Origin of the sequence: Nostoc sp. DedQUE07 (assembly GCF_034530975.2) — a bacterium.
In the GTDB taxonomy this organism is placed as follows: domain Bacteria; phylum Cyanobacteriota; class Cyanobacteriia; order Cyanobacteriales; family Nostocaceae; genus Nostoc.
Map to the genome: position 1 here is coordinate 148,046 of NZ_JAVRCC020000003.1, position 24,672 is coordinate 172,717.

The 24,672-nt window shown below is 43.4% G+C and carries 37 protein-coding genes; 29 read left to right on the forward strand and 8 right to left on the reverse strand.

Annotated elements, in window-relative coordinates:
• Positions 1 to 2 precede the first annotated feature (2 nt).
• The gene (locus tag RMZ95_RS03380; protein ID WP_322685620.1) at positions 3 to 257 is read right to left on the reverse strand and encodes a hypothetical protein; all 255 of its coding nucleotides are present in this window, start codon (positions 255 to 257) and stop codon (positions 3 to 5) included.
• A gap of 295 nt (positions 258 to 552) precedes the next feature.
• On the opposite strand from RMZ95_RS03380, the gene RMZ95_RS03385 reads away from it, so the two are divergent.
• The 14 genes from RMZ95_RS03385 (at position 553) to RMZ95_RS03450 (ending at position 8,880) form a co-directional block, all read left to right on the forward strand.
• A complete protein-coding gene (locus RMZ95_RS03385) occupies positions 553 to 984 on the forward strand; it encodes a hypothetical protein (RefSeq protein ID WP_322685619.1) in 432 nt (143 codons plus the stop codon).
• Positions 985 to 1,065: 81 nt separating this feature from the next.
• Entirely contained in the window at positions 1,066 to 1,419 is a 354-nt protein-coding gene (locus RMZ95_RS03390; RefSeq protein ID WP_322685618.1) for a hypothetical protein, read from the forward strand.
• Between the two features lie 8 nt (positions 1,420 to 1,427).
• Complete coding sequence (locus RMZ95_RS03395; protein ID WP_322685617.1) at positions 1,428 to 2,006, forward strand: hypothetical protein; 579 nt, start codon at positions 1,428 to 1,430, stop codon at positions 2,004 to 2,006.
• A 118-nt stretch (positions 2,007 to 2,124) separates the two neighbouring features.
• Positions 2,125 to 2,466: a hypothetical protein gene (locus tag RMZ95_RS03400; protein WP_322685616.1), complete on the forward strand. Its 342-nt coding sequence runs from the start codon at positions 2,125 to 2,127 to the stop codon at positions 2,464 to 2,466.
• Positions 2,457 to 2,585 carry a hypothetical protein gene (locus tag RMZ95_RS03405; RefSeq protein ID WP_322685615.1) on the forward strand — a complete coding sequence of 43 codons (129 nt, stop codon included), beginning with the start codon at positions 2,457 to 2,459 and terminating at the stop codon, positions 2,583 to 2,585. Before RMZ95_RS03400 ends, RMZ95_RS03405 begins: the two co-directional genes overlap by 10 nt.
• Positions 2,558 to 3,121: a hypothetical protein gene (locus RMZ95_RS03410; RefSeq protein ID WP_322685614.1), complete on the forward strand. Its 564-nt coding sequence runs from the start codon at positions 2,558 to 2,560 to the stop codon at positions 3,119 to 3,121. The genes RMZ95_RS03405 and RMZ95_RS03410 overlap by 28 nt, the downstream gene beginning before the upstream one ends.
• Positions 3,122 to 3,209: 88 nt before the next feature.
• Entirely contained in the window at positions 3,210 to 4,016 is an 807-nt protein-coding gene (locus RMZ95_RS03415) for a hypothetical protein (RefSeq protein WP_322685613.1), read from the forward strand.
• 43 nt (positions 4,017 to 4,059) lie between these two features.
• Positions 4,060 to 4,992: a ParB/RepB/Spo0J family partition protein gene (locus tag RMZ95_RS03420; RefSeq protein WP_322685612.1), complete on the forward strand. Its 933-nt coding sequence runs from the start codon at positions 4,060 to 4,062 to the stop codon at positions 4,990 to 4,992.
• Positions 4,993 to 5,163: 171 nt separating this feature from the next.
• The gene (locus tag RMZ95_RS03425) at positions 5,164 to 6,084 is read left to right on the forward strand and encodes a hypothetical protein (protein WP_322685611.1); all 921 of its coding nucleotides are present in this window, start codon (positions 5,164 to 5,166) and stop codon (positions 6,082 to 6,084) included.
• Positions 6,081 to 6,755: a hypothetical protein gene (locus RMZ95_RS03430; protein ID WP_322685610.1), complete on the forward strand. Its 675-nt coding sequence runs from the start codon at positions 6,081 to 6,083 to the stop codon at positions 6,753 to 6,755. Before RMZ95_RS03425 ends, RMZ95_RS03430 begins: the two co-directional genes overlap by 4 nt.
• A gap of 2 nt (positions 6,756 to 6,757) precedes the next feature.
• Positions 6,758 to 7,330: a hypothetical protein gene (locus RMZ95_RS03435; protein ID WP_322685609.1), complete on the forward strand. Its 573-nt coding sequence runs from the start codon at positions 6,758 to 6,760 to the stop codon at positions 7,328 to 7,330.
• 3 nt (positions 7,331 to 7,333) lie between these two features.
• Complete coding sequence (locus tag RMZ95_RS03440) at positions 7,334 to 7,501, forward strand: hypothetical protein (protein WP_322685608.1); 168 nt, start codon at positions 7,334 to 7,336, stop codon at positions 7,499 to 7,501.
• Positions 7,501 to 8,274: a hypothetical protein gene (locus RMZ95_RS03445; RefSeq protein ID WP_322685607.1), complete on the forward strand. Its 774-nt coding sequence runs from the start codon at positions 7,501 to 7,503 to the stop codon at positions 8,272 to 8,274. The genes RMZ95_RS03440 and RMZ95_RS03445 overlap by 1 nt, the downstream gene beginning before the upstream one ends.
• 57 nt (positions 8,275 to 8,331) lie before the next feature.
• Complete coding sequence (locus tag RMZ95_RS03450) at positions 8,332 to 8,880, forward strand: hypothetical protein (protein ID WP_322685606.1); 549 nt, start codon at positions 8,332 to 8,334, stop codon at positions 8,878 to 8,880.
• 44 nt (positions 8,881 to 8,924) lie between these two features.
• Here RMZ95_RS03450 and RMZ95_RS03455 read toward each other — a convergent pair whose 3' ends face one another.
• From RMZ95_RS03455 to RMZ95_RS03475, 5 genes are all read right to left on the reverse strand, one after another.
• Entirely contained in the window at positions 8,925 to 9,656 is a 732-nt protein-coding gene (locus RMZ95_RS03455) for a hypothetical protein (RefSeq protein WP_322685605.1), read from the reverse strand.
• A 77-nt stretch (positions 9,657 to 9,733) separates the two neighbouring features.
• Positions 9,734 to 10,633: a peptidoglycan-binding domain-containing protein gene (locus RMZ95_RS03460; protein WP_322685604.1), complete on the reverse strand. Its 900-nt coding sequence runs from the start codon at positions 10,631 to 10,633 to the stop codon at positions 9,734 to 9,736.
• An 18-nt stretch (positions 10,634 to 10,651) separates the two neighbouring features.
• Positions 10,652 to 11,377 (reverse strand): methyltransferase domain-containing protein, encoded by a 726-nt coding sequence (locus RMZ95_RS03465; RefSeq protein WP_322685603.1) that lies wholly within the window; start codon positions 11,375 to 11,377, stop codon positions 10,652 to 10,654.
• Positions 11,378 to 11,405: 28 nt separating this feature from the next.
• A complete protein-coding gene (locus RMZ95_RS03470; protein ID WP_322685602.1) occupies positions 11,406 to 12,104 on the reverse strand; it encodes a ParB N-terminal domain-containing protein in 699 nt (232 codons plus the stop codon).
• A gap of 3 nt (positions 12,105 to 12,107) precedes the next feature.
• Complete coding sequence (locus RMZ95_RS03475) at positions 12,108 to 12,743, reverse strand: ParB N-terminal domain-containing protein (protein WP_322685601.1); 636 nt, start codon at positions 12,741 to 12,743, stop codon at positions 12,108 to 12,110.
• A 48-nt stretch (positions 12,744 to 12,791) separates the two neighbouring features.
• Between RMZ95_RS03475 and RMZ95_RS03480 the strand changes: the two genes are divergently transcribed.
• The 15 genes from RMZ95_RS03480 to RMZ95_RS03550 all read left to right on the forward strand — a co-directional run bounded on the left by RMZ95_RS03480 (position 12,792) and on the right by RMZ95_RS03550 (position 22,563).
• Entirely contained in the window at positions 12,792 to 13,253 is a 462-nt protein-coding gene (locus tag RMZ95_RS03480) for a hypothetical protein (protein WP_322685600.1), read from the forward strand.
• A gap of 144 nt (positions 13,254 to 13,397) precedes the next feature.
• On the forward strand, positions 13,398 to 13,859 hold the full coding sequence (locus RMZ95_RS03485; protein ID WP_322685599.1) for a hypothetical protein: 462 nt from the start codon (positions 13,398 to 13,400) through the stop codon (positions 13,857 to 13,859).
• Between the two features lie 3 nt (positions 13,860 to 13,862).
• Positions 13,863 to 15,380 carry a DNA polymerase III subunit beta gene (gene dnaN, locus RMZ95_RS03490; RefSeq protein ID WP_322685598.1) on the forward strand — a complete coding sequence of 506 codons (1,518 nt, stop codon included), beginning with the start codon at positions 13,863 to 13,865 and terminating at the stop codon, positions 15,378 to 15,380.
• Positions 15,381 to 15,435: 55 nt separating this feature from the next.
• Positions 15,436 to 15,660 (forward strand): hypothetical protein, encoded by a 225-nt coding sequence (locus tag RMZ95_RS03495; RefSeq protein ID WP_322685597.1) that lies wholly within the window; start codon positions 15,436 to 15,438, stop codon positions 15,658 to 15,660.
• Between the two features lie 25 nt (positions 15,661 to 15,685).
• Positions 15,686 to 16,060, forward strand: a complete 375-nt coding sequence (locus RMZ95_RS03500; protein WP_322685596.1) for a hypothetical protein — start codon at positions 15,686 to 15,688, stop codon at positions 16,058 to 16,060.
• A complete protein-coding gene (locus RMZ95_RS03505; RefSeq protein ID WP_322685595.1) occupies positions 16,053 to 16,625 on the forward strand; it encodes a hypothetical protein in 573 nt (190 codons plus the stop codon). The genes RMZ95_RS03500 and RMZ95_RS03505 overlap by 8 nt, the downstream gene beginning before the upstream one ends.
• A 410-nt stretch (positions 16,626 to 17,035) precedes the next feature.
• Positions 17,036 to 17,713 carry an rRNA adenine N-6-methyltransferase family protein gene (locus tag RMZ95_RS03510; RefSeq protein WP_322685594.1) on the forward strand — a complete coding sequence of 226 codons (678 nt, stop codon included), beginning with the start codon at positions 17,036 to 17,038 and terminating at the stop codon, positions 17,711 to 17,713.
• Positions 17,710 to 18,159 carry a hypothetical protein gene (locus RMZ95_RS03515; RefSeq protein ID WP_322685593.1) on the forward strand — a complete coding sequence of 150 codons (450 nt, stop codon included), beginning with the start codon at positions 17,710 to 17,712 and terminating at the stop codon, positions 18,157 to 18,159. The genes RMZ95_RS03510 and RMZ95_RS03515 overlap by 4 nt, the downstream gene beginning before the upstream one ends.
• 5 nt (positions 18,160 to 18,164) lie before the next feature.
• Positions 18,165 to 18,602, forward strand: coding sequence for a hypothetical protein (locus RMZ95_RS03520; protein WP_322685592.1), 438 nt, complete (start codon positions 18,165 to 18,167; stop codon positions 18,600 to 18,602).
• Positions 18,602 to 19,381, forward strand: coding sequence for a hypothetical protein (locus tag RMZ95_RS03525; protein ID WP_322685591.1), 780 nt, complete (start codon positions 18,602 to 18,604; stop codon positions 19,379 to 19,381). Before RMZ95_RS03520 ends, RMZ95_RS03525 begins: the two co-directional genes overlap by 1 nt.
• Positions 19,378 to 20,124, forward strand: a complete 747-nt coding sequence (locus tag RMZ95_RS03530; RefSeq protein WP_322685590.1) for a hypothetical protein — start codon at positions 19,378 to 19,380, stop codon at positions 20,122 to 20,124. Before RMZ95_RS03525 ends, RMZ95_RS03530 begins: the two co-directional genes overlap by 4 nt.
• The gene (locus RMZ95_RS03535; RefSeq protein WP_322685589.1) at positions 20,121 to 20,726 is read left to right on the forward strand and encodes a Mov34/MPN/PAD-1 family protein; all 606 of its coding nucleotides are present in this window, start codon (positions 20,121 to 20,123) and stop codon (positions 20,724 to 20,726) included. The genes RMZ95_RS03530 and RMZ95_RS03535 overlap by 4 nt, the downstream gene beginning before the upstream one ends.
• Entirely contained in the window at positions 20,710 to 21,534 is an 825-nt protein-coding gene (locus tag RMZ95_RS03540; RefSeq protein WP_322685588.1) for a ThiF family adenylyltransferase, read from the forward strand. The genes RMZ95_RS03535 and RMZ95_RS03540 overlap by 17 nt, the downstream gene beginning before the upstream one ends.
• A gap of 93 nt (positions 21,535 to 21,627) precedes the next feature.
• Positions 21,628 to 21,942: a hypothetical protein gene (locus RMZ95_RS03545; RefSeq protein WP_322685587.1), complete on the forward strand. Its 315-nt coding sequence runs from the start codon at positions 21,628 to 21,630 to the stop codon at positions 21,940 to 21,942.
• 12 nt (positions 21,943 to 21,954) lie between these two features.
• Positions 21,955 to 22,563 (forward strand): hypothetical protein, encoded by a 609-nt coding sequence (locus RMZ95_RS03550; RefSeq protein ID WP_322685586.1) that lies wholly within the window; start codon positions 21,955 to 21,957, stop codon positions 22,561 to 22,563.
• Here the strand turns inward: RMZ95_RS03550 and RMZ95_RS03555 are convergent.
• Together RMZ95_RS03555 and RMZ95_RS03560 are read right to left on the reverse strand one after the other, a co-directional pair.
• A complete protein-coding gene (locus RMZ95_RS03555; RefSeq protein WP_322685585.1) occupies positions 22,560 to 24,101 on the reverse strand; it encodes a DEAD/DEAH box helicase in 1,542 nt (513 codons plus the stop codon). The two genes, RMZ95_RS03550 and RMZ95_RS03555, sit on opposite strands and share 4 nt — an antisense overlap.
• Before the next feature lie 78 nt (positions 24,102 to 24,179).
• Positions 24,180 to 24,671 carry a hypothetical protein gene (locus tag RMZ95_RS03560; protein ID WP_322685584.1) on the reverse strand — a complete coding sequence of 164 codons (492 nt, stop codon included), beginning with the start codon at positions 24,669 to 24,671 and terminating at the stop codon, positions 24,180 to 24,182.
• Position 24,672: the final 1 nt, after the last annotated feature.

Consider the following 24,672-nt stretch of genomic DNA (forward strand, 5'->3'; position numbering starts at 1 on the left):
ATCTAGAAACCTAAATCAGCTAAACTTTGAGAATTCATTTTGCCTGCCCCTTTTATTCCCTTAGCTTTGGCTGCTGCTTGCCTCTGCTTTACCGATCCGTTGTCGCTTTTTGTTTTCTTAGCAGTTTTTTGTTTAGTGGCACCACCGCCCGCCTTCGCACCACTGCCGCCGCCGCCGCCGCCGCCACCACCACCGCCTTTGCAAAACATATTTTTACTCGCCATCCGTAATTGGGATTTAGAAGTTTTTCTTCGCATAATTATTTCCTCAATAGACACTTCTTTAAATCAAAGCTTGTCCGAGCATTTGGTTATACCAGTTTCGGAATAAACCTCAAAGATCCGCATCGATATATTTACTTATTCAGAGTATTGAAAACGTAAGTTTTGAAAGTCGGATATGTTAGGTCGCCATACCACTTTTGAATCTTGTTTCTGTTGAGCAAAACCTTTGCACTATAAGGCTTTTGCTAAGTTCAAGATGTTGTAAAAAATCAAAAAATGTGTTAGAATTAAGATGTAGCAAACAATCAACGAGCGCGAGGAAAAGACGATGGTAAGAGTAATAGAAGATGTGGAGAAGAATCAGGATTGTGGTGGAAGTGTAAAGGTAGAGGATATGGGTATATGCAGTTGGGGAAAAGCATGGAACAGAATGAATCGGCAGGAATACTCTATCCCCCAATTGGAGATGATAATTGCAGAGTCCAAGGTGGAAGAACAATTGATTGGAGCCTCTTTGATATGGGCTTCATTGACCCCCTCGGAAGAAGTATTTGAGCTAGCAGCTAAGTTAGCAGGAGCTAATACGATAGATGAATTGTGGGGAGCATATTATTCAGCAAGCTCCCGTGAAGGATTCGTAGCAGTTGTATTAGCGATAGTGCATTATGAGTTATTAGCTGAACTGGAAGGCGAAAGATATTATGCATGGATTGAAGTTAAATATGAACAAGGCAAGTATTGGAGAAGGTATATCAAATAAGAGAGAGAGGATAGATATGAAGGGTGGAGAAATCCACCCTTATTTTTTCGTGGAAAATGAATTTAAATTTTGGAGATATTAGTGATTAAATTTAGCGAATATCCTGCGGCGATCGCTAGCATTAAGATTGAGATTCACGAGCTTGATATTCAGATTGAGCGGCTTTATAAAATCATCAAGCAAATTGAATCTCAGGTTGATTCGATAATAGCTTTTGACAAAACACTTTACAATGACGCCCAGCGCAAAGCCAAGCGCCAACAGCTTTTACAAGAACATATTAGTCACTGGGAATTTCAAGAGGATATTTCTGAGGTGAGGGCAATTCGAGAGATTAAAAACATTGATTTAGGTAGGCTTCTGGATGAGTTTTCTGTGATGAAACTGGAGAAACGTGAGGCTATCGCACAAATGGAGTTACAAGTAGCTATTTGAATAATAGGATGCCCGATCCAATCCAAACTTCTTTGTTTGACATTTCCGTTGATGATGAAGAGTGCGACGAATACCCCAGTTGGCTTTATCCCAAAAACTGGAAAACTCCCAGATGGAAAACAGCTATCAAACGCCAACAGTTATCTTTACCGTTGCGGAACGCTATAAGTTCCAGTTTTCTTCCCAGAACTGGCTCTTGGCTCGACGTTGGTTGTGGACACAATTTGGATATGCCAAGACTTCAAGAGCGCACTGACGATCGCTATGAAGTTCACGCATTCGATCCTTACCACTACCCCAAGTTTCAAAAGCTGAAAACCACGTATTCAATTGTCAGTTTGATTTATGTTCTCAACGTCATTGAAGAACCTGTAGAGCGTTGCAAACTCCTGCAATTGACTTGGGAATTATGCACCGAGGCAATAGTTGTCGCTGTGCGCTGTGATGGGGCAGGACAGCAGCTAACGAAAATTGGCACTTTTCAAAAGTACTATGACCGCGACGAATTCCTTGATTTACTGATAGTTTACTGCCCCGGAGCGAGAATTTTTGGCATCGGCACAGGACACGCGATCGCCTGCAAGTAATTAACATGACTTGAATTCCAATACTCCTGAATCACCGAGCTTCATGTCTGCATGGAGTTCGGTGATTTGGGTGGAATTTATTTTACCCAGATTGCCAATAAGTTAAGAGGTTATTCCCTTGAATGAATTAGAGATAGGAACTGTGCCCGCAGAGGAGCAATGCCAGCAAGTCGGCACTGCTGATTATGATGCGATATCTGCAAAAAAAGAGTGCAGGATTTATAAGGAATACTTGCAGCGATTATTTCCTGTCCCGCCAACATTAGAAGATGAGGTTTCTTACCGCATTAAAAGTTCAGCTCACGATTTTGGCAATTACTACGAGGTGGCGATTGAATTCAACAGCGAGAATTCAGAAGCTGTTGAATTTGCTTACAATGTCGAAGCAAAAAGCCCTCTTCGTTGGGATGCAAAAGCTTTAGAAGAGTTACGTTCTTTAGGATTAATCGAATGCGAATAGTAGCAAATCTCGGTTTGGTTATTGGCTTGCTAGTGGGTAATGTCAATACTGCCCTTGCCCACCTCACCGGGGAAAAGGACGCCGATAAATTATGGAACCAACTGAACGTTTTGGAGTAGCTAGATGTGATGGGATTGTGTCATTAGAAGATGGCTCTCGATGGCGTCCTGCTTATATTCAGATTCCAGAGGATGTGATTTTAGGCGATCCGGTTGCTGACGCTCGATTGATTGCCTCTGCGCCGGAAATTTATCAAGCGCTAGGGTTACTGGTTGACCTTCTGGAAACAACCGATTTACACAAAACTGGTCGCATTTTATCAGTCGCCAAGGAGCGGATTGCAAAAGCAGTGGAGTTACTTAACTACATTAAAGGTGAAGGTGAGCCAGACGCAAAGCCGCAAGAAGATATCCCTGGCTGTCATTGGTTTTATGGCATTGAAAACCTAACTCAAGATGTTGACGGCTATGTTCGCTGGAAAGGACAAGTTGTTGAACATTTTTCCTTCCGAGATGATGACGTTGCCTTTGGTGATGACAAAGCCGAAGCGGCGCAAAGGCTGGCAGAACGCTGTAAGCATTTGGAATCTATAAATGCACCGATCTGCATTGCCAATACTGTCTGCAAACTTGAGGACATCCGGTTTACCACCTAATCCACAGGCTTTTTAGCTAGTTCCATAGATTCACATTCACCCTGTCCACGGACTTCCGTGGACAGATTTCACCTACTCATTTTTAGCCATGACTGATAACTCTTTGTTTGACCTTGAACCGCTGACTGCCAAAAACCGCCGCAAACAAGCCAAAAACAACTCTTTGTTCGACGTGGAAGCGCTGACAGCTAAAAACCGCCGCTCTCTTGCCGAAAGCAGTCTTAGCCCAGCGACAAGAGCGATGCTGTTGTTGCTAGCTGAACTAGACACGAATAAGGAAGTTATTGCTGCACTGCTTGAAATGGGCGATATGGAAATGGGGCACATCCGTTACATCGCAGCCCCCGTGATGGTTCATCGCGGAGCTTGGTCGGATACGATACCCTCGTGGATATTTAGAGCGATCGCAATCGACCGCCTGAAGTTAGTTTTTGAAGAACACGATAAGGGGATTGTCGGCAACCTAGTTACCCCAGGTGAAATAGTGGCTGTGATGATGCCCGCCAGTTACGAAGCGCCGATGAAAAGTCGGTGGGTCGATGTTTATTTATGGGCGTGTAACGAGGCGATGGTGGCTCACAATCGATTAAAGGATGGGGTAAAAGATACCTGGGAATTGATTGGTTGCCGTCCCGTTGAGTACAAAAGCATCAAGCATGACTACGAAGAATTGGCGCGAGACATCCGCTCTAAAGTAGTCGAAGCAGCAAGGCTCAGAGGTTGGAAAAAGCGCACCGTTGATTCAGATAAAAAGCAGCAGTCTGCCGGAGTTTCGGAGATAGATGGGCAACTCAATATTCTGGAATTCTCGACAGATGAAACTGAGGAAAGTGACGCCGCGCCAGCGCCGATGCCAGCGGTAGAGCAAACCAATTTATTTGATTTATTGGGTTAATTTTGTCCTATAGGGGGAGATTTGACATCTCCCTAATTTCACCATGAAAACAACTAGAGTACGTTTAAGTGAAATTGAAAAAGACCTGGGTTCTTTTCAGTTTCGGTCTGTCGCTTTTGATGAAGAAAGGGTACAGTGGTTGGTTGCAAACTGGAAGCCGGAAGCCTTAGATCCTTTGGACGTTTGGCTCTCGCCTGATGGCAGAAAGATTCTAATTGCAGGGCATCACCGACTCGAAGCCATGATTCGTCGTGGTGACACTTCTACCCCATGTCGCGTTCATCAAATTAGTTTGCAAGAAGCGCAAATGATGGCGTTAATGTCCAACGCTAACAGGTTGCAATATGCCTCATTTGAATATGCACGGTGCGTTGATTTCTTGATTAATAAATGCGGTAATAACTATCAGCAGGCTGCTAAGAGTTTGGCGATTAGTGAAGGGATGGCACGCAAATATCATTCCCTTGTTCGGCTTTTGGGCACAGACTGGGAAATACAAACAGACAAATTGGATTTACTTTCACGGGCTTTTGAAGTGGCAAGTTTTACAGAAACTTACCCGTTGAATCAAACAGAGATTCAATCGCTATTCAAAATTACTGCTGAATACGACTTGACGGCTAATCAAATTCGCCAATTGTTGCGCGATATTCGTCGGCAGAAAAATGAGCAAGACCAATCCCAGTCTCAAGACAGTTTATTTGACCTTGCCTCCTTCGGCGATCGCACCGCTAAAGCTCTAAAGAAACGGACTTTCTTAGATAATTGTGCCGCTCAAACTTGGTGGCTTTACGAGATGATTACTGCCGAGCGTCACCATGTTTTCCCTGCTGAAATTAAAGAGCCATTGATGCAGGATTTGCGGCGAATTTATGCTCATTGTGTTGGATCGGAAGAGGAAGAAGTTGTACCAGTGAGAGCGACAAAAAAGGGACGGAAAATACCAGTAAATTACGACTCACAGAAGCCAGAATAAAGCCCGATATTCGCTTTGCACCAAAAAATACTCATACCCGAAAACCTTTGTGTGGCGCAGCTTTCAGGGAAGTAAAATGTTGCAAGTAATCAAAAAATGTGTTAAGATCGAGATGTAGCAAAGAATCAAACCCGCGAAAACCGAGAGAGACAAACTCTCCCGTCTAAAACAATGCAACCCAAATTAGCTTTTACCGCCTTAGCTTGTTGGCGCGATGGAAAAATACTTTTGACCCAAGAAGAAACCGACGATATTAAAAGTCGTCGGTTTCGCGCCAAAGAAGTAGTTGAAACTTACGAATTTGAGATTGTTGAAAATGGAGTAAATTTTTTCCCCGGAACTAATAAGCAGCTTATTGTCCGTCTGGGCCCAAAAGCTTGTGCTTGTAACTGCGCCGATATTCATAATCGTCATTTACCTTGCAAGCACATTTTTGGCGGTGCTTTTTTATTAGGTGATAAATCGACACTTTTGGATGTTCCGCCGCCCAAAATAATCCGTGCCTCAAATGGTGGAAATAAAAAACGGCGAACCCGTCTTCAGGATATCAAAGTCGGCAAGTATTTTACATTGCTGGACTTTTTGATTTCCGAAACTGCCATCAAAAAAGGAATTTCCAATTCTTTTGATTGGGAATCTGAGCCAGGACAAAAAGCAATGTCATTAATGCAAATGCTGTGCGAACAACTTCTCGATCCTTTGTGTGAGGAATTTAACCGAATTTCGATTACTAGGGGATATTTGGGTTTGGAGCTTTACAAGTATGTTTATCGTACTGATGGCGCTCAGTGGCCCAAATCTGCATTAGCTCACGGATTTAGCACTAGTGGGGGAGCCGATATTTGGGTGCATAATTGGTCGAAACCAGCGCTGGATTTAGCTTTTTATTTGCAAGCTTCCGATAATTACAAATTCGATTTTATTCGGGTTTATCCTGAAAGTCCGATTTTGTGTGTCGGAGTTGATGCGATTAGTTCAAAGCGAATTATTCAGCAATGGAATCCAAATTTTCGTGGCTGCACAATTCACAAACCCCAATCAATTTCCCGCATGGGAATTTTGGGAGAACACACTTTATTTGAATCAAAATGACCGAACGCAAATGGCATCCCCGCACTCGTCCGCAGGATGTGCGCGTCGGAAAGTATTTTGTGCTTTCCGACTTTCTTTACTCGCAAACTGCAATAACTCGCGGCATTCCTAATTGCCCTAGCAGCTGGACTGGATTGGAAGTGAAGGGACTCCAAGGACTGTGCCATCACATCCTCGATCCTGTTGTGGAAAAGTTTGGCCCTGTTAGTGTCACCTTTGGGTTTTGTTCGCTTGAGCTTTGGAAGCACTGGTATCCAAGCGTTTCCAATCCTCTAGCTCTGCATTTGTTCCGCCCTCCCCAAGGGGGCATCGGCGGCGCTGCCGATATCGTTATCCATGCCTACCCGCATCCCCGCCCAGTGTTCAATTGGATTCGCCAGCATTGCAACTACGATCGCCTGATTATGTATCCTGGCAGCTCCATTATCTGCGTTGCTTGGTGTGCGGAAAAACCAAGGTTTCACGCCAAAGAGTGGATATTTCCCAATGGTGCAGGTAACGCCGAATATGTTGATGCGGGGTGGGATGTCGCCCCAGATCCCAAGCCCAAAAAAGACCCTCCAGAATTTAAGCAAGGAAAGCTTTTTTGGCAACCGTCAATGTTGAGAGATTGTTCCTCTCTGATTAACCACAACGCAAGTTTACTATCCTTTCTAGACCAAAATAAATAGTCATGATTTCTAAAATTCGCCGTTTACAACCTGCCAATCCTAAGTTTGGCTTCACTTGTGCTGTCGATGTTCCACAGTCCGGTAAAGTCGCAGGGTTCCTGCGCCACATCAAAACTGAAAACATACAAGTTTGGCAGACTCACCATCTGGAAGAATTTAAATCCATGACCCAAGCGGCTCGGTATTTGGTTGAGGAATATCAGAGGATGCGTAGTCACCCCGACGCTCAACAGCTAATCCCGATGGATTCAATTTTATGGTTTTATAAAACCGTTAAAGACCCCCGATTTGATGTTAACAAGCTGTCAGAATCAGAGTTAAAATTAGCGACCACAATTTTAGACCAAAAGAAACATCTTCTGTTTCCCGAAATTCGCCATTCCTATTGGCTACCCATCAATAGCGATACCTATCAAATGCGATTTTGGGATACTGCTAACCCTTGGGTGAAACCACTTTATCGCACCTTTGAGGCATCTGACGAAGTTGTTGCCAACAGCAAAGAGAAGATTATTGCAGGTGGTTTCATCACGTTGTACAGATATGCCGTGGATTACCTTTATCGGTGGGTTTAACAGATGAAAGTTTTCCAAATTACTCAAGCCGATATCGATATTTCTTCCACTCTAGAACCTGATGACTTGGGCAAGTGGTGTTACATCGTCCAAGGGACTTTTCAAGGCTTTTTCTCCACAGAAGAAGCAGCAATTGCCAGTTACGAATATGTTTTTGGGAGGCATGGATAATGGCACGACGACCCAATAAAAAGCAGAAGCAATGGGTTGAGAATTTCTGCAAAAGCAAACCAGATAGCCGCGTCCTCAGTATTAAAGACGCAACTTGCGGTTACTTCTACTACGTTATTTCTTGGAATGAAGACTTACCTGTCTACGCCCCTCCCAACGAGGATGATGAGGAACTAGATTTAGGCATGGGCTGGCTAGAACGCCAGCTTTACGTCGAACTTACACCCGCCGGCATTGACCGTCTGCGTCGGGAGATAACGGCTGAAATTGTTTACCCTCATTGCTTGCTCGACTGGCGTCATTCGATGGTGACAGCTCAAACAGTGCTGCCCATATCGCAGGTGCTAGAACTTGCCGTTTCTGAAAAACCCAAGCGGACTACTTCTCGTCGGAAAAAGTCTAAAGCCGACATGATTCAACATCAGTTGCCAGTAGACCCTTTGGGGCAACAAATCTTGGAGATTTCAATGCGACATGGGGGTGAAGTGCGATCGCGGCAAGATTTACTTTCAGAGAAAGTACCGCACTACTCTTTGGAAATGCGAACCGTGATTCAGATGAATCAGGCTCTTATCGATTTACTCAAAGAAGTTGGTGCGACTTCCAAGGAATGGGAATCTGCCGAAATGCTTTTAGGGGTAATCGGTGAAACCGGGGTGCTTCAATATATTCGAGACATCCCGACCTGGCGTAAAATCCACGGCATTGAAGTAGCCAAAACTGTTCCCGTTGTCACCAAGACTCCACAAAGACACCAGACTCAACCAATTTAGAAGGCGATGCCCCCGCAGGCATCGGTCGTTTTTAGTACTCTTACCTTACAAAATATCATGGATAGACTAGCAGAGTTTAACGCTATAGAAATAGCGCAATTGCTTGGTGGAACTTTACGGGAAGAAACCAACAAAAAGCTGAGAATTTACGTGTTTGAATGGGGCGAAATTGAAATCTACGAGAATGGGGGCGAGGTGAATGTTTATTTTGAATATCTGCGTGGAGTAGATTTTCAACCGCCAACTGGGATTCGGATTAGTAAATTTACTTTTGGCTTTAGCATTCCCTACACCGGATGCGATGAAGCGGAGTTTGCAGCGCGGTTACTTTTTTACTTAAGAAAAGCAGCGCATGGGGTTGATTTACTGGATTATTTTGTTGAGAAGAAAAATGTTGATTCAACGATTCCTACCCTGATTCCAACCCAAACTGAAGGGATTGAGAAATTAAAATGCGACTGTTCCAAGTGGCTGGGAATAAGCTCGCTCTGGTCTATTTATCTCAACAAAGATTTTGAGTTTGAAGTTTACTACTGTAATACTTTGTTTGGGACTTATAAAAGCTTTGCAACTGCCTTAAGGAGACTGGGAATTACTCAAATTTAAGCAGGGTTTTGACTTCCCGCAGTCAAGACGGGAAGTCAAAAGAGTTAGGAGTCCATATTAGCAATACACCAACTATTCCCATTCTCAACCAAGTAAAAGTTCCAATTTACAACAATTGGACTACCACCTTTGTTACTTGATTCAACTGTGGTGTGGAATTTGAAAGCTGGCTGTTTTTCAGTCCCCCTTTTTTCAGAGGAAAGAATTTTATAGGAGCGAGGAGAATACAAAGTTTTTTGCAGAGACTTGTATTCCTCACACCAATAACTGTCCCCATCGCCACCCTGGTCGATGACAGAGTTGAAGTAACTCTCTAATTGCGATTGAGCGGGTTGGGCGACTGGAGTTGCAGACACAACCTTTGTGTTTGCAGATGGTTTGGTTATTGATTTTGGTGCGGCGGCAACTGCAACAGATCGTTGTTTCGATACACCGCTCAAATTGCTTTGATATTCAGTTATCTTGGTTTGTGCCGTAGCATAATTGGGACTGGTTTTTGGCACAGCTTTCATCAGTGCGATCGCTTCTTGCCACTGAGCCTGCACTAATTTTCGATCCTCTAAAGATGTACTCGTTTGAGCAATCGTAGCTGCACTACTGCCGCGACTGATAGCTTCTTCAAAAGGGTCTGGTGTTGCAGGTTGCTGCAACACTTGTTTTGGTTCGGGACTGGGCGGCTGAATCGCGATTGGGGCTTGGGGTGTGGTTGGAGGCGATGGCTGACAACTAATTAAAAGTAGTAACAGCACAGCACTCGATTTTGGGATTTTATTCATAAAGCATCCTTCTTTTCTGCTTTATTTAGCCCAAAATCAGCCTCCAACTTTGAGAAGCAGGAAAATTTTCCTGCTTCTTAGATGGTGCTTTTCACGAAATCGTCGCCTGGGATAACCGTGGCGTAAAAAATGTAGCCATTATTAGCCTTGTAGCGGCGATCGCGTTTAGCTAGAGACATAAACTCTCGATGCCCCTGGCGGGTTCGCCCAACCAAGCAACCAGCAGAAGCGTTGTTGATATCGTTAGCGGGATAATCGTAACCCCAGTGCTGGTTCACAGCGAATAGTCCTGTGTCGAGCTTATCGCCAGTCCGCGTTCCATCTTTGTTGAAATCTCGGCAGACGGTGATATCTCTGACCTGCACCAATGCTTCGTGTGGCTCGGCATTTCCGTGAATTCCAACAGCCCAAGCTTTGTACTGCCCGAACTGAATCCTGGCGGCCCCGCCAGCGTTTATTGGGTGATATGTGTAATAGCTACCGGGTTCAGACGTAGCTTCCCAGTTTCCAGCAATTTTAGGAACTCCATCGACAACTTCGATAACGATGCGGCGATCGTTGAAAACGTTTGGGGCATCATTGTTGAGAGTGCCATCGGCATTAAGCCCCTCAATATAAACGATGTTGTATTCCTGATTGTTGCTAAAGACTTGATAGCCTTTAGCTTGCATATATTTGAGAATGCGACTAGCAAAATCAGATCCGAATTTTATCGGCGTTCTAAAATCTTCAGGCTTGGCTTCTAGTAAGTTTTGAGCAGTTACAGAAGAAAGAAAACCAACTTCTTCTGGGCTAAGTTTCTTTTGAAAAGTCTGCAATGTTGCTGTAGAGATTGGGCCGAATCTACCGTCAGCAGGAGCGTCTAATAAACCCAAGTTAATTAGTTGTTCTTGAATTTGCCCTGCTAGTTCCCTGTCTTTGTTTATAGCTTCAAATCCAAGCTTAGTCGAGGTATCTTTAAAGTCTTGAAGTTTCATTTTGAAGATAATTTTGAATTATTTAATTGCCACAATGCCAGCAAAGTTGAACCACTTAAAGAAAAGACCGACCTTGCTAAACCCAGCTTCCCGGAGCATAGCGAAATTCCTTTCTAAAGTTAGCGGAACCATGACGCCGCGTAGGGATTTTGCCTTGCCATAAATCTCTTCGACGCTTAATCCCATTGCCTCTTTGCGCTGCCAGTGCAACTGACAAAAAATCTCGGAGAGGGTGCTGTCCTCATCGGCTACTTTCTCCACCAACAAAAACCCACCACTAGGATTAAGGCTTTCATAGATTTTTTTACAGGTTTCTAGCCGAAACTTTGGATGTACAAATTGCAAGGTGTACAGGCTCAAAATCAAGTCAATTTCTTTAGGAAAATTGTATGTCTCGATATCCGCCTTGATTAATTCTATGCCTCGAAATCCTTGGAGTGATTTGTTCGCTTCTGCCAGCATTGGTGCAGAGTTGTCAATTCCTACAATAGAGATATTCTTGCCTATATGGCGTCTGTAAACATCGCCAATAGTGCTTCCCGTCGCACACCCTAAATCTAGGATGAGCGAGTTTTTTCGCACAAACCAATCAGAGACTTCGGCGACGGCGACTTGAGTATCTAAATAATAAGGAACTGATTTAATCACGTGAGAATTAAATTTAGGAGCGACTTGAGCGCTGAATTCCCAATTACCTGGAGCGACAAAAATATCGCTATCAACCTTTAAGGCATCTTGTCCCATACGATTTTTCTCAATTTAATAAAATTTATTAGGCTACTTCTGCTAGTTGTTCTGCGTCGGTATTCTCTTCTTCTTCAGCAGCAAGTTGAATGTTCAGCATTTCGGCGATAACACTTCCTAATGCTGCTGGACTGCTCCCGTTTGGGCTTAAGTTTGTGAGGCGTTCTACCCAAGCCTCATAAACGCTGGATGGAATGTGTTTCGAGAACATTCCAAACTGAACTTTGACTGTACTTTCGAGTTCTTCTTGGATTTCTTCGTCACTGTGGTTGCGAATTTCGTCTACAGTTTCGTTGTCACCAAAAGCTAGGTTTTCAGCTTCATTGATTGCATTGGCAACAATTGCTTCCGTTTCCTGAATGTTAAAACCCGTACCGATAAGATCGGCTTCGTCGAAACTTGACAAAACCTCTGCTAACTTGTCGTAATCCCAATCCCCTTTTATCTTATTTAGGGATAGGTTTAACGCCATTTCTTGGTCGTAAGGCAAGTCAACAAGCACTGCTGAAAGAAAATCCAATCCACTATTTTTAGCGGCTTGAATTCTTTGGTGTCCCCCGACAACTTGATTATTTCTCGTATTAACAATCAGCGGTTCAACTAGCCCAAACTCTTTTAGCGATTCCCCCAACGCAGCCATTTGAGATTCTGGCATCCAGCGCGGATTCTTGGGGTTGACCATTGCTTCAAGTTCGGCAATGGAGAAGTCTTTATATTGCAATGTCATGATTTACCCTAGACCAATTAATTTAAAAAACCGCGCACCTGCTGCAATATCGTCAACGCCGACTTCTGCGTACAATCTTTGGACTAATGCCTCATAGCCCAGTTTTGAGCAGGTAAAAAATACTTTTGCACTACGAAAAGCTACAAAATCAGCCGTTTTCTTGGTACTAAAACGTTCTGCAAAAGATTCAAAAGTTTCTCCAAAAGGTTCTTCATAATCTGACATGATATCTATCAAATCAGACTCGCTAAATCCCGAAAATGCGATCGCTTCAGAAGCTGATAATTCTGCCAAAACTTCCTCAAGGATTTGGTAATCCCACTTCCCATTAATTCGATTGAGTGCTAGTCCTAGTCGGGCTTCTGCCTTCTCATCCAAATCGACTATTTTGACCTGAATTTCAGTCAGCCCTTCTAGCTGTGCTGCCCGAATCCGTTGATGTCCGCCAACTACATTGCCCGTCTGCTTATTAACAATAGGAGGTAGTAACAATCCAAACTGTTTGATACCGCCTCGCAAATCAGCTAGTTGCTTGGTTGTAATTATTCTCGGATTGTTTTTTGTTAGAGCATTTACAGCTTTTTCAATACTCCAAGTTTCAAGCACCATCGTATTTGGTTTTTCAGCTTTCTTTTTCATTGACAATAATGTTTAAAATAAATGGAGGACTAGTGCTTGATAACTTATATGACCAAAAAGAATCCAGAATCTCAGCCAAAGCAGGCAGGGGGTAGCCGCCCCGGTGCTGGGAGAAAATACAAAGGCGTTGAGACTCAAAAAATACGGGTTAACGAAACTGTAAAGAAAAGACTAAAAAACCATGTAGACTGGCTCGTAAAAACCAGCGGAAAGTTTGTTTCTCTGCAAGATTATGCTTCCAAGGCTATCTTGAAATACGCCACATCTTGCGCTCAAGACGAAAGCTTAATCAAAGAAACCGCCGCCGATGTTGCACCCTCATCCGCACCGTGGTCAACACTCTCGCTCACCCAAGAAGCTTACACTCAGCTAGGGAAATTAGTTGAATTAATCGAACCTCTTACACCTGTATATACGAATTTATCTAATGTTTTTACAGTGATAATACTGAAAGAAGTGCGAACGCAGAAAAAAGCATTATCTTCATCAAAATCAAAGCTGGAATCTTAAGCTTGTATAACTACTTTTCCTTGCCTAAATCAATGTTGCAAACAATCAAAAAATGTGTTAGAATCTAAGTGTAGCAAACAATCAAGTTGCCTAATGCAAGGGGGAAAACAACAATTTTCTTTTACATTTAATAAAGCATGAAACATGAAAAATGAACCAGTATGGACTTCCGTAGTTACTGAAATATCTCCTGGAAAATTTCAGTTGACTGTCATCGATTCAAACCACTGCATTTTTTGGCATCGCCGCTGTTTTACAACTTTCGATAGAGCTAAAAACTTTTCCTTAAAAGCAAGCCACGTAATCCATAATTATGAGTGGCTTTCTGGATACGGGGAGAGTTTGAACTGGTTTTTCTTTGAAAAGTTTTTTATCAAAGCCTGCGAAGAAATCATCTACAGACATTGGGTGATTTCAATTACTGAATTGATTAGCGATTTCCATTTGGAGCTTCACGACCCTTGGGGGTTCCGAGTCAATTTAACTCCCCGAAGCATGGATGAAACAACAGAACTCGAAGTGCTAGCGGAATGCCAACGCTATATCGATTCGGTTGAATTTTCCAGACATCCCGTCCCAGGACAACTTTCCTTATTTGAGGTTTAAAACATGACTGCAACATCAGTAACGCCAGTATTTGCGGTTGGCGACAAAGTGGAAATTCTGCGATCGCAGAATACTAAGGACACGAACTACAACGGTACTGTTGCCGAGATTACTGGATTTAGTACCAAAGGTTGGCTCAAGCTTAAATGTCACGATGGTAAATCTGCAACCTTAAAGCCGGACTGGGTATCTCTAAAACAATCAGCCCCAGTGGAAACTGAGGCTGAAGTCGATGAGGTTGAAGCCCCAGTTGTAGAAGCTGAGGCTGAAGCAGCAGAGGTGGTAATTGCTGCCGAACCTGTTTCCGATGAAGTCCAATCCAAAACTCCCCCTGAACCGGAAGTCGCGACTGAAGACAAAAGCATCGGATACTTTAAATTCTCCTGCAACAGCGCCCTTTTTGCCAAGACGATCGCTCAAGTGCGGCGAGTTATCCGCACGATGTCAATTCATCCGATCCTATCGAACGTCAAAATTACCGCCGACGCCGAGACTCGGCGAGTTGAAATGGTCGGATTCGATTTGAGCTTGGGGGTAATTACCTCATTCCTAGCGACAGAAGTACCCGTGGGCGGAAGCTATACCATCGCCGTTTCGATACTGAGCGACATCCTTTCTCAACTGCCTGAAGGCACAATCACCCTAGAGCGGAACGAATCTTCCCCCAAGGCGAAGCTCACCACCGCCAATGGTGTTTTTGAAATCTCCGGCATCGATGCTTACGATTTCCCAGCATTGCCGATTCCGACAACGAATGTCACTACATTGAAAGTGACTAGCAAGTTGCTACGAGTGGGCTGCGGCAGTACTTTGTACGCTACTTCAACCGATCAGACCAAGATGGTTTTGTGTGGGGCGCACATGGTATTTCGTCCCGAAGGCAAATTTGAAATAGCCGCGACAGACGGACACCGACTCGCTTTGTATCGGGCTGATATTAACTCAGCTACAAACATTGAGACAGACCAACATCTAACAGTCCCAGCGCGATCGCTGCACGAAGTCGAGCGGTATCTAGCAAAAGATGAGGCGATGATTGAAATCAGTTACGAGTCTAGTAATAGCTCGGGCCCGAGCATAGTTCAGTTCAAACTAGAGGAAGCGACTATTGTGACTCGCCTCCTAGAAGGCGATTATCCCAAATACAACGAACTGATTCCGAAAAAGTTTCAGCGAGAAATCTGGGTTGAGCGCTTACCGTTGATTGGCTCCATCGGACGGTTGGCAGTATTGGCAGCTCTCAAGACCTACTTGGTCAAGATATCTGTCGAGGCCAAGAAGATAACCCTGTACTCGGAAGACGATGATACTGGTTCTGGAACCGAGGCAATCCCTGCCGAAGTCTCTGGTGAGGACATCAAAATAGCCTTCAACATCAAGTACATATCAGAAGCTCTCAAGAGTATCGCGACTCAAGAAGTAGCAATCAAGGTCAATGGCCCAGCTACCCCGGTGATTTGTACCCCACTAAATGGGTATGACATCGTGGCATTGATCATGCCTGTGCAGTTGCGCTCGTAGGAACTTCCTGATGGGTACGCGATCGCGTACCCATCATTATCTAAAAAGGTATTCCATGATGAACGACAAAATTATCGTATCCGCACTGATTGCATACTTGAACACTGATTTAACAGACCAAGAAAGAGAGGACGCGATAAAGGAATTAGAGAGTAGGCAAGAAACATCCAAAGAATTTTGGTCGAATTTCTTGAGCCAAGACGAGGATTTAGCTTATCACTACTCAGATGTTCTAGATTGCCAAGGCTCTGGTTTCTATGAGTCTTTACCAGAGTTTTGATGCTTGCTATTAAGGTGCAATGACCATGACAGAATCTGAAAGAAAATTAGATACCTCCTACCAAGGCTGGATGGGAGTTCAAGCAGGGGATGCAATCAGACTGACCAAGCCTTGGCAAGAAGCTAAAGCTGGGGAAATTGGAATCATTGATGGGATGCGCCATAGGAGACTTATCAGCGGAAGCATAACTTTCAACTATTCGGCATTCCGTGATGACCGAGTTGTAAGTTGCTCTGGCGGACCCGGAACAATAATCACCTACACAAATCGCCTTGTGCCGACTGGGGAGACAATGCTGGTTTGGTATTGGCGCTGGAAAGACGGTTATACAGGAGCCGACAATGGCGAGCGATACGCGATGGAAGTAAATATTTGGGAGTGGGATGGAACAAATGATTGATTTAGAACAACTTATCAACGACGCTTACAACCGACACCTACAAGCAAAAGAACTCGAAAATCAGCAACGACTTGCCCAAGAAGAAGCCCAAAGACAATTTGCGATCGCCGAGTTTCGAGAAAAGTTCGATCCGATATTTAGCGCAGATTTGCAAAAAGCTATGGGGATTGAATTTGATGGCGACCATCACCGGACTTTTGCAAGGTTCGTCTACCAAGGGACTCAGTTTTACATACACCGCTATGGGGCAGAAGTTTGGAAGGTAGAAACCGACTATGGTGATACTTTTACTGCCCCATCCTTAAAAGTAGTAAATCGCCTATTCGTGGCTATGGGAGAAATTAAAGCGCTATTCCTCCGCAGAAAAATATCTCTTGAAGACGCTGAGAGCAAGCTAACCTTTAGCCTCTGTGAAGCCGAGCAAGTTTATGACCATAGTGGGGACTTCCTCAGCACTGCTGAGATTGAGGCGTTTGGGGAAAAGCTGAAAACAGCAATTGGCATTTTAAACGATCTCTCGATCGCACTCGCCGCAAAACTGGAATCAGAAGATCGCCCAATTTAGCGATCGCCCTAGCTCCAGGAAAATTTTCCTGGAGCGACATTCATCAAGCCACAAATATGCAACTAAACTTATTCAACTCGCAAACAGGCGATGAGGATCTAAGCGAGAGCATAGCACCCCCGAAGAAGCCCGTCACTCAGTCCGATTTGCAACTATCAGATCGATTTCGAGAGATGGCGCAAGCTATGCAAATCTCTATTGATGAGAAAAAGAACCCATCCATTCTCAGTGGCAGCATCACGGCAAAAAAGCTGAGAGTTGGCAGAGCCATAGAGAAAGAAGGAGAGTATCTAGAGAAAATCCAACAGTGCCTATTGGCGATGGCTAGTGCATTAGAGGATGGCTCGCTTCCTCTGATTCTTTTACGGGTCAAAACTCGTGCTTTGATCGAGCAGATTTACTGCAACCATGTGCTCCCGGAGTCGCGACTAGTCGCAGCCGGACTGGGCAACAAAGTTCAACGTGAGGAGGCTCGTGACGCTCTATTAGAACTATTGGAAAAATATCCGATAGTCGTTGACCCCGAAAAAGAAAGACAGCGCGAACTACGGCGATTGCAGCAGTGGGCAGCCGTCGCCAATATCCCCGGTTACTTCCCTACTCCGCCCGATGTGGTTAAACAGATCCTCAAAGCGCTCGATCTCGCACCGGGGATGACTGTTTTGGAACCCTCGGCAGGTTCGGGACACATCGCCCAAGCTGTATTCGATCTCGGTTATGAGGTTGATTGTGTCGAGCTTGATACCGACTTAGCCAAGCTTCTAAGTCTAAAGGGATTCAAGGTGTACAACCAAGATTTTTTAACTTTCCGTGGAACCTATTCTCGGATCGCGATGAATCCTGACTTTAGAGGGAACGGCGACATAAATCATATTCGCCATGCCTATGACAATTGTTTAGAAGATGGTGGCGTTCTAGTCGCAGTTTGTTCTAGCGGTGCCTTTTTCCGCAAGACAAAGATTGAAACTGCGTTCCGTGATTGGTTTCATGATGTTGGTGGAGTTGTTAAATCGCTGCCTAAAGACGCCTTCAGGAAAGGCGATCGCCCTGTGGGTGTGTCAACCGAGTTAGTGACCTTAAGAAAATGACAGATGAAGCTACAAATCAACCGGAATCAGTTGAGGAGGCATTGGCTAAATCTTATGAATTTGCCAATTGCCCCATAACTTTTAATATCCAAATCTTCCCCGAAGACGACTCCGTGGAAGGACGACGGATTGTGATAGGAATTCGCAACCATCAAGACCCGCCAATTATCAAAAACTGCCGTTCTGAAGACTTCACTTGCGGAGTTATCCCGCAGCTAATTGATGAATTATTGGCAGAGCTTATTGCAGAGTTACCGACTAGGTTAGCTGCGGCGATTGAACGCGATCGCGCTGCCCAGATAGATGCGATAGCAGAAGTAAAACCAGATACCAAGAGCAAACCGAAAAAATCTAAATCTAAAGCATCGTTGCCGACTATCGAAGTAGATGTTGTGGCAAGCGAAGTAGTCGAAGCAGAACAAACAAAACTCAATCTTTTTGGATAAACCAAATGGCAATTATTAAACTCGACGGACAAGACATCAATATTGATGATGCGATCGCAAGCGTTGACGAAGATTTAAAAAGTGTCCTCGTACCCTTTTACCCACAACTAGCGAATGCCGAGATTACAAGAGAAACCAATTCTGATGGACTAATGGTTGTAAGGATGATTAAGCGAGCTGGCCCCAAAGGTAACGATGCGGTAATCGAATTTTTAATGTTGTCGCCAAATCAGCTTAATCCTGCAATTGATTTATCCTGGCAAGCCAAACAAATACTTTTTCGTAATTCGCCAATTGAACTCAAACACATTCTCGATTTGCAACCGCAAATTAAAGCAGCCGTGAAAGCTGGGCAGGAAGAAAAAGATTCGATGGCTCGTGCTTTGACATTCCTTTGCCAGTGTCCACCTCAAGCCAGTAACGTTACAATCGCAGGATTTTGATGTACTACGAAGACATGGAACTACTGCATCATCTAATACTGCCCAGCAATATGAGTAATGCAGTTTTTTATCTCGAACGGTTGGACGGGTTAGTTGAGCTACATAAGATTTATCAACATTTTTTCCCTGAAGATTATGCTCTTGATAATTGTCAATGGATGATTACTGATGACTCGATTAGCTCGTGGGAACTCAACTTGTTTAGGTTGATTGACGAGAATTTATTCTCCCTACCAGAAAGTCTTGTGCTGGGGGAAGAATCATTTACTTTAATTCCCGCTTGGCCATTTTATCCAGATTGGTGGGACACAGAATTAGAATCTTTACCGAAATCTTTTCAATTAGTGCTTTGCATCTCAAGTCACGTTGGGATGGGCTTTTTTGGAGAAATACCCAACTGGATAAGTGAGGCAATTCCTGACTTGGAAGCCGTTCAGGGATGTGATTTTTTAAAACTAGAAGCGCTGTGCAAACAATCCCAAACACCTCTAATTGTATTGCCCAAAATAATGGAAATTCTCGACCATTGTACGGGCAATGTTTGGCTAGATTCGACCAACGAAGCTTACCTTGAGTTTGATTGGACGATTGACAATGTAAAAATGCTTAGGGCTAATTGGTTGGATTGTCAGTTTATTTATTCTCAAGTAGCTGAGTTGGATGATTGGCTAGAGGACAAGAAAAACATTGCTGCATTTTGCCAAATACTCTACGAGTGCGATGACGAACCTCACGATGCACCACAACCTTTGATGGAGGTTTTAGCTGATTTATTATGAACAACGAACCTTTGACATATTTACCTAATTCACTTTTTGAAAGTGCGGCTGATTACCTTGTCTCAAGCGCGAACGAACCGCCAATTTTAATCTTTTTGGATGGACAATATGTATTTCGTTGGGTGGAATCCGGGAGAGTGCAAACTAAGTTGATTTCTAGCGCTTCGGTTCGCGCCGCTTTTAGTAATGAGCCTATTGATTCAGGTTGGCTCAACAATAATATTATTCGCTGTGGTGTTTGTGCCAAAGGAGATTGGTGTGTGCGCTTTTCTCCTCCCGGTAAGTTGGATTTACTGTTGTATTTTAAGGAATCGGGAGTTGAAAAAATCAGCGTCCCTATGCCTGGGTTGGTGTTTTTCGGGATTGCTGAAAAATACTATATCTGGGCAATTAAAGAAGATGAATTTAGTCCGAAATCGATAGCGTATCATGCACCTTTACCAAATGTTAGTACTGACAAAAACCAATACGACGGGGATATAGCAGGGAGAATCTGCTTTGGTCAAAATTTCTTGCCGTCTGCGAACCCTGCTGGTATTGAAAAAGCTTGGCAGATATTTTTTGCTGCGGCTTTCACCGACCATTTAGTTGATGGAAAGTCAACTAAGAATCGTTCGGATATTCGGACTTCACTGTTGCTGCTGAAGGGCAAAAAGAAATACCCGAAAGGAACGCTAATCCCTGTTTTTGGAAACTACTCGATTGACACAATAATTACTAGAGCGACAAGGAACTATCAATGAACTTAGTAGGATACGTTATTGCTGTTACGCCGAATCTGCCTCCAATTACCGCTCAGTTGTATGAATACGTTTTTGCTGCCAATGGTGTTTTGATACGTGCTAAACGCTCTGGCATAGAAGTTATGTGGGTAATTGGTAAGTGTGAAATTCGGGGACTCGCTAACATTGAACCAATTTGTATATGGTATGGAGAGCGAGTTCCCAGGTCTTTTTTAGATAGGATGTTAGGTGAAGCTCAAAATACTGAGAACGAAATCCTTTGGTATTTATGGCAAGAAAATGATTGGGTGATATCGAAACCTGAACAGATGGCATCTCCAAGTTCCGTTGCGCCCACTTATGAAAGTTTGGTGAATACAGATTATGAAAAAGCTTTGATAGAAGTCCATTCTCATGCAGACATGGCTCCAACCTTTTCCGAGCAAGATAATGCTGACGAGCAAGGATTTCGGATTTATGCAATTTTGGGCTGGGTCAATTCACGTCCGACGATTAGCGTTCGTATTGGGTTAGCCGGCTACTTTTGTTCGATTCCTGCCTACATGATTTTTGAAGATTTCGATAAACACCCTATTAAGGATATTCATGAATACAAGTATTGATACTTCTTTTCTAGAATCTGTCCCGTTCCTTGTTCCCGAATGGGATCGAATTGAATTCATGCTCGTCGGTTGTGGTGGAACTGGAAGCCACTGCGCCTATGCCATCGCTCGATTGATGTATGCGATAAATATTACTGGTAAAACGGCGAGTGCAACATTCATTGATTTCGATATTGTAGAAGAGAAAAACATCATTCGACAACTTTTTTGCCCAGGCGATTTAACAAGACCAAAAGCACAAGTTTTGGCGCATCGATTAAGCTTAAGCATGGGATTAGATATTGGTGCTATTAACCAACCTTTCGAGGTTGGTATGATTAACCTCAATAAAGGCAGAGGGTTAAATTTAATTGTTGTTGTGGGGTGCGTTGATAATGCAAAAGCAAGAATTGAATTAGCTAAATCGTTAGATTTAAATATTCCAGGAAACACGTATAGAGTATTGTGGATTGATGGCGGTAATCACGAACAATCCGGTCAAATATTATTAGGAAATACAAGCTCATTTGAAGACTTGCGCCGTTATGCATTTCCAGTAAATTCCAGCTTTTGTGTGGGTTTACCAGCACCAGTATTGGTTCATCCAGAATTACTCGTTGAGGAGCAAGAGCGTATCCAACAAAGCTTAAGCTGCGCGGAGCTAGCTGCAAGCCAATCTCTATCAATTAATCTTCGTGTCGCTGCGGAAATTAATGATTATTTAAGAGGTATTGTTTTTGGTGGCTTACGTAAATTTGCTACCTACTTCGACTTGCCAACTGGCAGCTCTCGCTCGATTTACATCACCAAAAGTAATCTCTTAAAATAATTTATTTTTCTGTCCCCTCAGTAATTATATTGAGGGAATATTATTTAAGTCGTGCCAAATTGTTAATAGCTTTTGGCGCGACTTAAATAATTTATGTCAGGAAATAAAGAAATACCGATAGCAAAAGGAGAATCCGACGAATATAGTCGCCGCAACCAAGGAATGACTTTATTTTTTGGGGCTACAAAAATTCACCTAGATCCTTTAGAAATATTATTTTTGATCCTGCTAGGTTTGCCTGTCGGAATCATGATTAGAGATGCGCCTAACGCAACTTTTGAAGATGCGATGAAACAAGTTTTGGCTATAGTAGCGGCAGCAGGAACAATCCGTAAATTGCCCACAGATAAAGCTTATCAATATTTGTCAAACGTTTCTCTTGAACCGAAAAATAAAGAGGATGAATAATAATTTAAACCAGTGCTTGATCGAGCCGGCGAATACTTTAACAAACTTCTCTTGCAACTGCTGCGCCTTTTCGGGATTTCCCGACGCCAGAAATACCAACCTCCTGTCATTAAAAGTGAGTACACCAGCACTTTTTGCAGACTGTTGTTATTGGGAAACAATACAGCAACTTCCGTCGCTGTATGGCGGGCCGTATTGCAGTATGCCCCTTATGACTTGCTACTTACCTGTGACCGACTCCAGCGATCTCCCACAACAATTAGACAGCAATCAAAAGTACCTGCGGGAATTGCTCGGCAACAACTACTACCCTCTACAAGAGACTACGTTTTTACAGAACATCCATTCGCAACTCATCAAATTGCCATTAGCCGCATTAGCCGTTATCCCATTAATAATCAAATTAAAATTGAGTGCTTGGGCTTGTGGCACTTGGATTTGGTGGGAGTCTCAGGACTTGCTTGGAGCGCAGGCGATCGCTTTGCTTTGGCTGTTGTCAAATCGCTAGCATTCGATTTGCTTAAAAATCATGCAGACGATCTCAATTGGACAAAGCGGATTGATTTTCATGCCCGAAAGTTTATTGCCCCCAACCATAATGCTATTGGTGGATTAATTTAGCCAAATTCTAGCTTCATGTATTGGCTTATCCATTCCAAATCTTTACTAGAGCGCAGCGCTTGTCTTTGGAGGTAAGCGCGGTAAAGGTTTTTCTGATTGTCAGATGGGTTAGCACCAAAAACAGCACCTTTGGTAATATCTAGTGCAGGACTAGCATTATATTTTTGGTGAAATAAAGCGATCGCATTACCAGGTGGTAGTTCCTTCCTAAAAGACCTCTGAGCTACTTCAGAATAAAAGGCAATTCTGGCATCGAGTTCAGTGTTATCTGATGGTACTCTTGGAGCTATTGCAACCATTGAGTAATGGTAATTCGCTTTTTTTTGTTTGGCGGGAAACTGATACGAGCAATGAGGACAACTCATGATTGATAAATGCAGTAGCGCCCCACACCCACTCTTTTCACGCGGACAAGCTTTAATTGGTGCTGTACCTGAGCTAGATGTTTTATCTTTATCTAGGGTAACTTCTTGTTTTGAGGTTACAAACCCAAAGCGGTAAGCATTGCCAGCATAATCCAGGACGATGCAATGGTCTTTACCTGGAGATTTTCTTGAGCCTCTACCAATTTGCTGGCGATATTTAATTTGCGACATGGTAGGGCGAGCTTGAATAATACAGCTAACCGATGGCTCGTCAAATCCCTTTTCTAAAACATCGACACTAATTAGAATTTGTGGATCGAGTTTGCCACCACTAGCAAATCCAGTATATGTAGAGGTACGCTCAGAGGTTTCCATCCTGCCATCAACGCAAACCGCGTTATACCCTTTGGCTTGGAATTTAGCTTGCAAACGATCGCTGTGATCCAAAGAAACGGTATAAGCAATTGTTTTTCGATTAGAAGCCTTTTGCTCCCATTCATCAACGATTTGTTCGCAAGCTAAATCTGTGTCAACAACTACGCCTAAATCTTTAGGATCGTAATCGCCTTTGGTTTTCCGAACTCGGCTTAAATCAAGCCTCGGAAAACCAAAATACAAAAATGGACACAGCCGCCCCATTTCAATCAGATCGGCCATTTGCGGAGCTTTGACGAGGCAATCATAAATTTCCCCCAAACCCTCTTTAGGATTTGTGCGGTAGGGAGTGGCTGTCAAACCAATCACTACAGATCCCATCTGCCAATAGTATTCAAGAACCTTGCGCCAAGTTGGTGAATAGCTAACGTGGGCTTCATCGGCAAAGACGATTTCAGCAAGAGGAAACTTGCGATTAATTAAAGTGTCGATGCCAGCAACTTGTAGCTTCTGGCTGCGGTCTTCTTTTCGTCCAGACTTAATGACGCCGCATTTTAAACCAAACTTGTTAGCCGTCTTAATTGTTTGGTCGATTAAGGGTTCGTCGGGGACTACAAATAAGCAAGGCATCCCAGCTTTAACTGCATAAGATACTAGTTCAATTGCAATCGTTGTTTTCCCCGCGCCTGTTTCAGCGTAAACTAAAATTCGTTTTTGCTCTTGCTTTATCAGGCTTAAAACTTCATCGACTACTTTTTGCTGATCTTCGTATAGTGTAGGCTTTTTGGTTTGCCGCATTTTAAATTTTTGCTAGTCGGAACCTCCATTTTAAAAACTTGCTTGCTACAGCCAGTATGAGAAAACTACTGATTAAAGTTAAGCAGCTACGGCTTGGATTGCAATTTTTCCGTCATCCTCAAAAATAAAATCTACATTACAAGCCGATGCGACTGCTCTCCATCCAGTAACGTCTTCTGCAACTGGCCTGGAATCTTGAGGTGTACCATCAATCATTCCGTTCCACGCAGTCGGAATAGCGGCGATCGCTGTTTCAGTAATCTGTTCAGTATTAACTACAGATGTACCAATAGAGATTAAAGTACCAACTGCAACTTTATTTCCTGAAGTGTTAGCAATCCGATTGAAAGCTTGATTAGAAAATATTCCTAATCCAAAAGCAATCCAGTCGGGAGGCTGAATGATTACAGGAGTTGTAAAGTTTGTTCCATCATAGATATCTCCAATATTTGCAACATCACTTTGGACTAATGTAAAAGGAGTGGCATAATTTGCAGCATTTTCTAACACGATTACATTGATTACTTTATCCACTCCGCTGACATTATTTACTACTGCATATCTTGCCATT

Excerpts from the sequence above, each read along its gene's own strand:
- RMZ95_RS03385 (WP_322685619.1), top strand. The coding sequence starts at position 553 with ATGGTAAGAGTAATAGAAGATGTGGAGAAGAATCAGGATTGTGGTGGA.
- RMZ95_RS03495 (WP_322685597.1), top strand. The coding sequence starts at position 15,436 with ATGATGAACGACAAAATTATCGTATCCGCACTGATTGCATACTTGAAC.
- RMZ95_RS03505 (WP_322685595.1), top strand. The coding sequence starts at position 16,053 with ATGATTGATTTAGAACAACTTATCAACGACGCTTACAACCGACACCTA.
- RMZ95_RS03560 (WP_322685584.1), bottom strand. The coding sequence starts at position 24,671 with ATGGCAAGATATGCAGTAGTAAATAATGTCAGCGGAGTGGATAAAGTA.
- RMZ95_RS03535 (WP_322685589.1), top strand. The coding sequence starts at position 20,121 with ATGAACTTAGTAGGATACGTTATTGCTGTTACGCCGAATCTGCCTCCA.
- RMZ95_RS03380 (WP_322685620.1), bottom strand. The coding sequence starts at position 257 with ATGCGAAGAAAAACTTCTAAATCCCAATTACGGATGGCGAGTAAAAAT.
- RMZ95_RS03405 (WP_322685615.1), top strand. The coding sequence starts at position 2,457 with ATGCGAATAGTAGCAAATCTCGGTTTGGTTATTGGCTTGCTAGTGGGT.
- RMZ95_RS03470 (WP_322685602.1), bottom strand. The coding sequence starts at position 12,104 with ATGACATTGCAATATAAAGACTTCTCCATTGCCGAACTTGAAGCAATG.
- RMZ95_RS03485 (WP_322685599.1), top strand. The coding sequence starts at position 13,398 with ATGAAAAATGAACCAGTATGGACTTCCGTAGTTACTGAAATATCTCCT.
- RMZ95_RS03480 (WP_322685600.1), top strand. The coding sequence starts at position 12,792 with ATGACCAAAAAGAATCCAGAATCTCAGCCAAAGCAGGCAGGGGGTAGC.
- RMZ95_RS03410 (WP_322685614.1), top strand. The coding sequence starts at position 2,558 with ATGGAACCAACTGAACGTTTTGGAGTAGCTAGATGTGATGGGATTGTG.
- RMZ95_RS03430 (WP_322685610.1), top strand. The coding sequence starts at position 6,081 with ATGACCGAACGCAAATGGCATCCCCGCACTCGTCCGCAGGATGTGCGC.
- RMZ95_RS03420 (WP_322685612.1), top strand. The coding sequence starts at position 4,060 with ATGAAAACAACTAGAGTACGTTTAAGTGAAATTGAAAAAGACCTGGGT.
- RMZ95_RS03450 (WP_322685606.1), top strand. The coding sequence starts at position 8,332 with ATGGATAGACTAGCAGAGTTTAACGCTATAGAAATAGCGCAATTGCTT.
- RMZ95_RS03520 (WP_322685592.1), top strand. The coding sequence starts at position 18,165 with ATGGCAATTATTAAACTCGACGGACAAGACATCAATATTGATGATGCG.
- RMZ95_RS03425 (WP_322685611.1), top strand. The coding sequence starts at position 5,164 with ATGCAACCCAAATTAGCTTTTACCGCCTTAGCTTGTTGGCGCGATGGA.
- RMZ95_RS03445 (WP_322685607.1), top strand. The coding sequence starts at position 7,501 with ATGGCACGACGACCCAATAAAAAGCAGAAGCAATGGGTTGAGAATTTC.
- dnaN (WP_322685598.1), top strand. The coding sequence starts at position 13,863 with ATGACTGCAACATCAGTAACGCCAGTATTTGCGGTTGGCGACAAAGTG.
- RMZ95_RS03545 (WP_322685587.1), top strand. The coding sequence starts at position 21,628 with ATGTCAGGAAATAAAGAAATACCGATAGCAAAAGGAGAATCCGACGAA.
- RMZ95_RS03415 (WP_322685613.1), top strand. The coding sequence starts at position 3,210 with ATGACTGATAACTCTTTGTTTGACCTTGAACCGCTGACTGCCAAAAAC.
- RMZ95_RS03455 (WP_322685605.1), bottom strand. The coding sequence starts at position 9,656 with ATGAATAAAATCCCAAAATCGAGTGCTGTGCTGTTACTACTTTTAATT.
- RMZ95_RS03525 (WP_322685591.1), top strand. The coding sequence starts at position 18,602 with ATGTACTACGAAGACATGGAACTACTGCATCATCTAATACTGCCCAGC.
- RMZ95_RS03435 (WP_322685609.1), top strand. The coding sequence starts at position 6,758 with ATGATTTCTAAAATTCGCCGTTTACAACCTGCCAATCCTAAGTTTGGC.
- RMZ95_RS03475 (WP_322685601.1), bottom strand. The coding sequence starts at position 12,743 with ATGAAAAAGAAAGCTGAAAAACCAAATACGATGGTGCTTGAAACTTGG.
- RMZ95_RS03540 (WP_322685588.1), top strand. The coding sequence starts at position 20,710 with ATGAATACAAGTATTGATACTTCTTTTCTAGAATCTGTCCCGTTCCTT.
- RMZ95_RS03440 (WP_322685608.1), top strand. The coding sequence starts at position 7,334 with ATGAAAGTTTTCCAAATTACTCAAGCCGATATCGATATTTCTTCCACT.
- RMZ95_RS03395 (WP_322685617.1), top strand. The coding sequence starts at position 1,428 with ATGCCCGATCCAATCCAAACTTCTTTGTTTGACATTTCCGTTGATGAT.
- RMZ95_RS03500 (WP_322685596.1), top strand. The coding sequence starts at position 15,686 with ATGACAGAATCTGAAAGAAAATTAGATACCTCCTACCAAGGCTGGATG.
- RMZ95_RS03555 (WP_322685585.1), bottom strand. The coding sequence starts at position 24,101 with ATGCGGCAAACCAAAAAGCCTACACTATACGAAGATCAGCAAAAAGTA.
- RMZ95_RS03465 (WP_322685603.1), bottom strand. The coding sequence starts at position 11,377 with ATGGGACAAGATGCCTTAAAGGTTGATAGCGATATTTTTGTCGCTCCA.
- RMZ95_RS03530 (WP_322685590.1), top strand. The coding sequence starts at position 19,378 with ATGAACAACGAACCTTTGACATATTTACCTAATTCACTTTTTGAAAGT.
- RMZ95_RS03460 (WP_322685604.1), bottom strand. The coding sequence starts at position 10,633 with ATGAAACTTCAAGACTTTAAAGATACCTCGACTAAGCTTGGATTTGAA.
- RMZ95_RS03515 (WP_322685593.1), top strand. The coding sequence starts at position 17,710 with ATGACAGATGAAGCTACAAATCAACCGGAATCAGTTGAGGAGGCATTG.